This window comes from Microaerobacter geothermalis (assembly GCF_021608135.1).
In the GTDB taxonomy this organism is placed as follows: domain Bacteria; phylum Bacillota; class Bacilli; order DSM-22679; family DSM-22679; genus Microaerobacter; species Microaerobacter geothermalis.
The window spans coordinates 1-6,938 of record NZ_JAKIHL010000066.1; the positions used below are offsets into that span (position 1 = coordinate 1).

8 protein-coding genes and 1 pseudogene are annotated in these 6,938 nt (G+C 38.9%); 3 read left to right on the top strand and 6 right to left on the bottom strand.

What is annotated here, in order from left to right:
• Positions 1–263: 263 nt before the first annotated feature.
• Positions 264–1,289, top strand: coding sequence for an SIR2 family protein (locus L1765_RS15500; RefSeq protein ID WP_236408398.1), 1,026 nt, complete (start codon positions 264–266; stop codon positions 1,287–1,289).
• Between the two features lie 257 nt (positions 1,290–1,546).
• Here L1765_RS15500 and L1765_RS15505 read toward each other — a convergent pair whose 3' ends face one another.
• The 3 genes from L1765_RS15505 to L1765_RS15515 form a co-directional block, all read right to left on the bottom strand.
• On the bottom strand, positions 1,547–1,738 hold the full coding sequence (locus tag L1765_RS15505; protein ID WP_236406143.1) for a hypothetical protein: 192 nt from the start codon (positions 1,736–1,738) through the stop codon (positions 1,547–1,549).
• A 103-nt stretch (positions 1,739–1,841) separates the two neighbouring features.
• Positions 1,842–2,864: a low-specificity L-threonine aldolase gene (gene ltaE, locus L1765_RS15510; RefSeq protein ID WP_236408399.1), complete on the bottom strand. Its 1,023-nt coding sequence runs from the start codon at positions 2,862–2,864 to the stop codon at positions 1,842–1,844.
• Between the two features lie 28 nt (positions 2,865–2,892).
• Positions 2,893–3,039 (bottom strand): hypothetical protein, encoded by a 147-nt coding sequence (locus L1765_RS15515; protein ID WP_236408400.1) that lies wholly within the window; start codon positions 3,037–3,039, stop codon positions 2,893–2,895.
• A 202-nt stretch (positions 3,040–3,241) separates the two neighbouring features.
• Here L1765_RS15515 and L1765_RS15520 point away from each other — a divergent pair, with 202 nt between their 5' ends.
• Positions 3,242–3,418 carry a hypothetical protein gene (locus tag L1765_RS15520; protein WP_236408401.1) on the top strand — a complete coding sequence of 59 codons (177 nt, stop codon included), beginning with the start codon at positions 3,242–3,244 and terminating at the stop codon, positions 3,416–3,418.
• 172 nt (positions 3,419–3,590) lie between these two features.
• Here L1765_RS15520 and L1765_RS15525 read toward each other — a convergent pair whose 3' ends face one another.
• Positions 3,591–4,256 (bottom strand): SOS response-associated peptidase, encoded by a 666-nt coding sequence (locus L1765_RS15525; protein ID WP_236408404.1) that lies wholly within the window; start codon positions 4,254–4,256, stop codon positions 3,591–3,593.
• A gap of 458 nt (positions 4,257–4,714) precedes the next feature.
• Here L1765_RS15525 and L1765_RS15530 point away from each other — a divergent pair, with 458 nt between their 5' ends.
• On the top strand, positions 4,715–5,152 hold the full coding sequence (locus L1765_RS15530) for an Hsp20/alpha crystallin family protein (protein WP_236408402.1): 438 nt from the start codon (positions 4,715–4,717) through the stop codon (positions 5,150–5,152).
• Between the two features lie 62 nt (positions 5,153–5,214).
• Here the strand turns inward: L1765_RS15530 and L1765_RS15535 are convergent, their stop codons facing one another.
• Both L1765_RS15535 and L1765_RS15540 read right to left on the bottom strand, forming a co-directional pair.
• Positions 5,215–5,667 (bottom strand): hypothetical protein, encoded by a 453-nt coding sequence (locus L1765_RS15535; protein WP_236408403.1) that lies wholly within the window; start codon positions 5,665–5,667, stop codon positions 5,215–5,217.
• Between the two features lie 187 nt (positions 5,668–5,854).
• A pseudogene (locus L1765_RS15540) lies at positions 5,855–6,184 on the bottom strand (ATP-binding protein); the annotation flags it as partial.
• Positions 6,185–6,938 lie beyond the last annotated feature (754 nt).

Sequence of the window (6,938 nt, forward strand, 5' to 3'; positions counted from 1 at the left end):
AGTAATGTCGATTCCCTCAAAAATAGCCTGATATTGCTGGGTAGGTTCTAAATCGAATAAATCTTGCAGGGAAAATAAATGTCCTTGTCGAATAGGGAACATAAGGAGTCCATCCTTTCTCGTTGAGTTTTCTTTGTCAATTACTCTATTCGAGATTTGGGGAGGTACTCCTTTTTTAGTGCCTTAAAAATCTTAGTGTCATAAGGGTTTGGATTTATGAAATTGATTCGTTCTACAAAATTTTAATATATCGGAGGACAATAATGAAGTTTGACGAGTATGAAGCTATAATGAAAAATCGCCCCCATGTTGTTTTGTTGGGTGCTGGAGCGAGTGTTGCTGCCATTCCAAACGGAGATAAATATAATAAGCGAACCTCGGTCATGGAAGGATTCATTGAAAAATTAAATATGACCGAAACAATTAAAAAGGCTAATTTACAGACAAAAAGCAAAAACTTAGAAGATATTTATTCAGAATTAAAAAGCCGTCCTGAATGTGAACCAATTGCTATTGAGTTAGAAAAACGTATCTATGACTATTTCTTTAATTTTGTAATACCTGATGAACCTACTGTGTACGATTTTTTGGTACTTAGTTTAACAAAGAAAGATTTGATAGCTACTTTTAATTGGGATCCATTGTTGTTACAAGCTTACACGAGAGTTCGACAAATAACAGATAATTTACCTAAGCTAGCATTCCTACATGGAAACGTTTATGTAGGCTTGTGTCTAGAACATAAACGTGCAGGTCTTATTCAAAATAGATGTCCAGTTTGTAGAAAAGCATTTAAACCCTCCAAATTATTATATCCTATCAGAGAAAAGGATTACTCGAATGACATATTCATAAGAGATAATTGGAACTTGACTCGATACTATTTGGAAAGGGCATATATGTTTACGATCTTTGGATACAGTGCCCCAAAAACAGATGTTTCTGCTATTGCATTGCTTAAAGAAGCTTGGGGAGAAGTAGAGAATCGGTCACTTGAAGAAATTGAAATTATTGATATTAAATCAGATGAGGAACTTAGAGATACTTGGAAGGACTTTATTCATACACATCATTATTCTTGCCACAAAAGTTTTTTTGATTCTTCTTTAGGGAAATTTCCACGTAGAACATGTGAAGCTACTTTTGATAGATTGATGAACGTGAGATTTTTAGATGATTCAAAAGGTTTTAAGCCTGATATGGATTTTAAGCAAATTGGAGATTATTTAAATTTCTTACTTGAGGAAGAGAAGGAAGGCAAAAAAGTTCTTAACAATCCGTACTTATAAACTATCACTTTTTAACTTGCCCCTAATATGTAGACAGCTAATAAATCCCGTCCTGAGAAAATAAAAAATGTCCAGGGACAATAAAAAATGTCCAAGAAGCCGAGCGGTGATAGGGTTCTTACCCGATCACCTGTTCGGCTTTCTCTTTTTTGAAAAGGTACAGGGGATAGGGGACAGGAACGAACATTGATAAATCAAGCAGTTTCCCAATATACCCCCTCCCGCTATATACCGATTGAGCTTCTCCATTTGTTCACTCAAATTATTTCCCTGGACATTTCCCAACGTTCCATTTTCGTGCTCCCTGCCGCCCTTTCGACTAATTTCTTCCAATTTGGCGGACACTTTTTATTTTCCTGGTATTTTGTACCAACTGGCTCCTCAAAACCTGAAACCCTTTGTGCGGCAAGGGATTGGAGGCTTTGGTGGGGCTTGAGTGGGATGGACATGAATTATTGTCTCTTGACAGGTTGTTGTTAAGAGATAATAAAGTAGTTCTTTATTTTGCAAAAAAACAGGAAGTCACTAATTGACTTCCTGTTTTACCATGTATTAGCCAATTAATTGTCTGATCCGTTGAACTGCTATTTGCACCATATCACCGGTCACTTCTCGATGGGTTACGAAACGAATGACCCCATCATCGAATGGAACCGCTAATATTCCGGCTTCCTTCATACGAGTAAGAAACTGTTCGTTCGATAGACCTGTTTCTTTAATATTGCAAAGAATAATATTCGTTTCTACACCATCAACATCCACCTGTAAACCGGGAATAGTGGATAATCCTTCCGCAAGCTGCCGCGCGTTAGCGTGGTCTTCTGCTAAACGATCCACCATTTTTTCTAATGCGACAATTCCCGGAGCTGCGAGCACACCGACTTGGCGCAATCCGCCACCGAGACGCTTTCTCCATTTACGAGCTTCCTTTATAAACGATTTGCTCCCGGCTAAAATAGATCCCACTGGTGCAGATAGTCCTTTGGAAAGACAAACTTGTACTGTGTCGACATATTGTGTAAATTCTGTCACGGGAACACCAGCAGCTACCGCAGCGTTGAACAACCTTGCACCATCGAGATGGACCGGAACGTCCTTTTCTCTGGCGATCTCGTATATAGCCTTCATCGTCTGGATGGGAATCACTTTCCCTCCCGCTTTGTTATGGGTATTCTCCAAACAAATTAATCCGGAATAAGGATGATGGATGTCATCACTGCGAATCGCTTTTTTTACATCTGAAGGTTCCATCGCCCCTTTTATCCCTCGAATCGGTCTCGTTTGGACACCTGCTAACGCTGATGCGGCCCCTGCTTCATATAGAAAGATATGGGATTCAGCTTCCAAGATAATCTCATCCCCCGGACGGCAATGAGTCAAAATAGCAACTTGGTTTCCCTGTGTACCACTTGTGACAAATAATGCGTCTTCTTTCCCGAGTATCTTAGCTGCTAATGTTTCCAAACGGTTTACGGTAGGGTCTTCACCATACACGTCATCCCCAACCTCGGCATTTAACATCGCCTTCCTCATCTCTTCCGTTGGCTTTGTCACCGTATCGCTTCGAAAATCCATGCTGTTTCTCCCCTATATTGTTTTTTTATTATAGACCATTATACATCGGATGTTGCTCAATAATCATTAAAAGATTGTACATCCATACTCTGGCGCCAAGTATTGTTTCCAAGTCTTCTTCAGTAAAATTAGAAGATTGTATATAAGGTTCCACCTCTAAGACGGTGCGTTCCATGCGGACATCGAACAAATTCCACTTCATCATTTGCTTGATCTCTGGATTCTGAAATTATGTGGAACATTTAATATAATGATATTAAAGGGAAGCAGAACGTTTATTTTCCATCAGGAGGTAACTCTTTCATATTTAAGATGAACTGTGGGAAGACCTTTTTGAACAACCTTTTGATAAAGGGGATTATACCGTTGAAAAATTGATGGTTAATGAAGGAGAATACGTAGACTCAAAAACCAATCTCCTGCAATTAAAAATCAATAATTTTAATAGAAGTGTTATTTTGCCTAGCCCTGGAACTGGAGATGTATATCAGAACACAGTGAAGGAAGGAGAAGTTGTTAAGGTGTGTACGCCGCTAATAAAGTTCAAAAAATAGTATATTCCTGAAACCAACATTAAAAATTGATGGGTTACAATGCTAATGAATGATCTTGGGAGGATCGCTGCGACAGGAGCTCTACAATTTGTCCAAGTGCGTTCGATTGCGCCTTGAACGAACACTTTACTTAACAAAAAACACACCGATTTCGGTGCGTTTTTGGGACAGTTTATATTGGTTGGATACATTCTGGTTCGTCATTCCGCGGATTTCCAACAATCGGAGAGACTGGATATGCAAACATCTTATCTTCAGGATATGGCTGAAGCAAACCTTGCAGTAATTCTGGATCTTGATTATTCCGATCAAGCCAGATCTCTTCATCTTCAGGGCGTAGAATGACAGGCATTCGATCATGAATCGATTCCATTAGCTTGTTAGGCTTTGTGGTTATGATGGTACATGAATGGACCTTGCGACCATCAGGTGAGATCCAAGTGTCGAATAACCCAGCCATAGAGAATAGTCCTTTATTTTTCAAGACAATGCGCATGGGTTGTTTGCCGTTAGGGGTGGTTTTCCACTCGTAAAATCCATCAGCAGGGATGATGCAACGCTTTCGAAGGAAGGCAGTTTTGAACGCTGATTTTTCTCGAACGGTCTCCGATCTAGCGTTGATCATTTTATAGGATATGGACTCATCTTTTGCCCAGTTAGGAACAAAACCCCATTTTAATAAACCAGCTCTTTTCTCTCCTGAGTCAGAAATGATAACAGGGATCATTTGGGAAGGTGCGATATTGTATCGGGGTTGAAATTCAAACGTAACTTTATTTAAGCCATAACGCTCTATGAACTCATCTTGCGAAACTGTCAATGTAAACCGTCCACACATCCGATATCCCTCTTCATGAATTTTTATTAATTCAATTATATCATATGTTAATCCCAAGTTATGCTTAATCCTAAGTTCCACCTGAAGATGGCGTATCATAAACTGGTACCATAAAAAAGTTTCCTTAGAATTATTTTAAGGTCGATGTTGAGGGAAACAAAAAACATAATACAAAGAGGTTTTACTGTATGACAGTACAAATAAAAGAACCGTTAACTAAGGAGAACAAGGAAATTGATCTAGGTTTATACGGAGCGTTTATTATTGACCCTCAATCCTTCTGCCCTTTAATCGTGCAAAATCCAGTCCTACCAAGCCTTTACGCCTTCCTTATCCCCTTCCCTTTAAACCTTATTCCTTAAAACAAAGATTGGTGATTTTTTCTTTATATTTTTTGGAATATTTCTCAGTATATTACAAATAATACCCTTGTATGAATTAACAAGGAGGTTCAAATAATGGCATTGGTACCGTATGATCCATTTAGTCAATTTGCTAATATGAGAAAGGAGTTTGACCGTTTTTTCTCCAATTTTCCTTCTGTTTTTGGAACTGAACAAAATTTAGGTGGAATAAGAGTAGATATATATGAAACAGAAAGTGAAGTAGTGGCTACTTGTGATATTCCAGGACTTGAAAAGAAAGAAGATGTGAATATTGATATTGAAAATAATACTTTAAGTATCAGTGGTTCTATCAATAGAACAAATGAAACAAAAGAAGAAAATATGTATAGAAAAGAACGTTATGTAGGTCGTTTTCACAGATCTATTTCACTTCCAAGCCCTGTATCGCCTGAAGGGGTAAAAGCTTCATATAAGAATGGGGTTCTTGAAGTGAAAATGCCTAAATTAATGAAAGATAATAGAAAAAGGATTGACGTGGAATTTCATTAAGAATGAGTAGACTAATTACCCATCACCTAACGATCTTTGGTCTTACACAAAAAAGCAAGATCTTAATAAAAATGTCTATTTAAGAGAAGGAAAATCAGGTTAAAGCCTGGCAGTCCTTCTTTTTTTATGAAGATGAAGAGGAAAAAGCTGAAAATAGAATACTGTAAATTTGCATTCGTGCTAATTTTATACTCTTTGCCAGACAGCCCATAGTAGTCATTCCAATTATCTTGGAAAACAACTTTCCTGTCATTAAGGCTGACAATTTGTAATTTAACGGGAAGATTAGTGTCTTGTTCGACCATGCGGGCATATTTGACAACGACAACAAAGGGGCGAGTTCTATTTATTGTATTTGTTGAATCAATGACATTTCCACTCTCCTCATTCGTGGAATTACTGTCTTGAATTTCGTCTTGGGATGGCTGTCCAAAATACGCTTCCATACGAAAGAAAAGGAAAGCGATGAGGACAGCAGGAAATATGAGTATGAAAATAATGCCATACTTTATCATATTGTAGGACCCCTTTTATAAACAAATTCATTAAGATGGAATTGAGCAATGCGATTTTCTTATGGGTTAATGCAACCGATGTTTATGCATTGGTACCGCAATCGCCGCTGTAAATAAAAATCCCAAAACGCTGCATCCATATGGGGAAACAGATACAAGTCGATTTTGGGGAGCGCACATTCCGGATTCATATGTGCCGCAAGCAGGTGTAACTGTCAAGTACTTTTGAGCAAATTTCACTTTTGTGTAATATACGATCAAGTATGGCTGTCGTGATGGCCGGATCTCCTAATAATTCGCCCCAGTCCTCTGGTCCTTTGTTGGAGGTCAGTATGATTGACGCTTGACCGTAGAGCTTGTTAATAAACTAAAAGAACAAGTTTGATTCGCTTTTCTCCATGGCCATGAACATGAGATCGTCGATGATCACTAGATCCGAGCCCAGAATGCTCTTTATCCGGGTCTGTGACGTCCGCGCAATCTCTTGTGTCTTGAGTAGATGGTTGAGTGTATCCATGGGCGACAATACAAATGTGATACACCATAATTTGACTGTATGTCCCTGTGGATGTCTAAGCTTGGTTTCCCCGAAATCGACTTGGATCTGATTTCCCATCGGGAGTTCCTCCACTGCTTCATAATGTCGAATTCGCATCGCTTTGGGATTCCCATATTTTAAGCGTATCTCGCGTACATAATTTCGAACCGTGCTTTCAGCGATTATTACTAGATTGCCATGGTGCTCTTTCAACCAATCCATCACCTGAGCGGCAGATAGATCAGGGTATTCCCGCATCCATCTGACAATATCCGCTTCAAACGAATCCAGCTTCTTTGATCGCGTCTCGAGTTTCTCCAAAAAGTTTTTGTACTCATCCGGCGCCATGTCCCAGAATTTAGAGACGGTATTCCTTGAAATATTTAAGTTCCTTGCTACTTGTGAATTCTTTCGTCCCAATTCTTTCATTTGTCGTATAGAGAAATACATAGGCCGCCTTTTCTCGTTCATCATACCTTCCGTATGAGTAAAATGTTTGTGGGAGAAAAATTGAGGTGCACCCCATCGTCAAGACATGATTTTTAAAACATAAAGTCATTTCTTACGATATGGGGACGTAGCTTCGTAATGAGCGTTCGCTTGCTTGCAAGCAAACGCGAATTAGAAGGGAGCAAGCGTTAGCGCGGTAGCAAAAATGCGAAAGTACGTCAAAGAAAGTATATACAAAGAGGGCTACTCCTTGGTAGAATCATAATCGTCCAAAACCAGATTC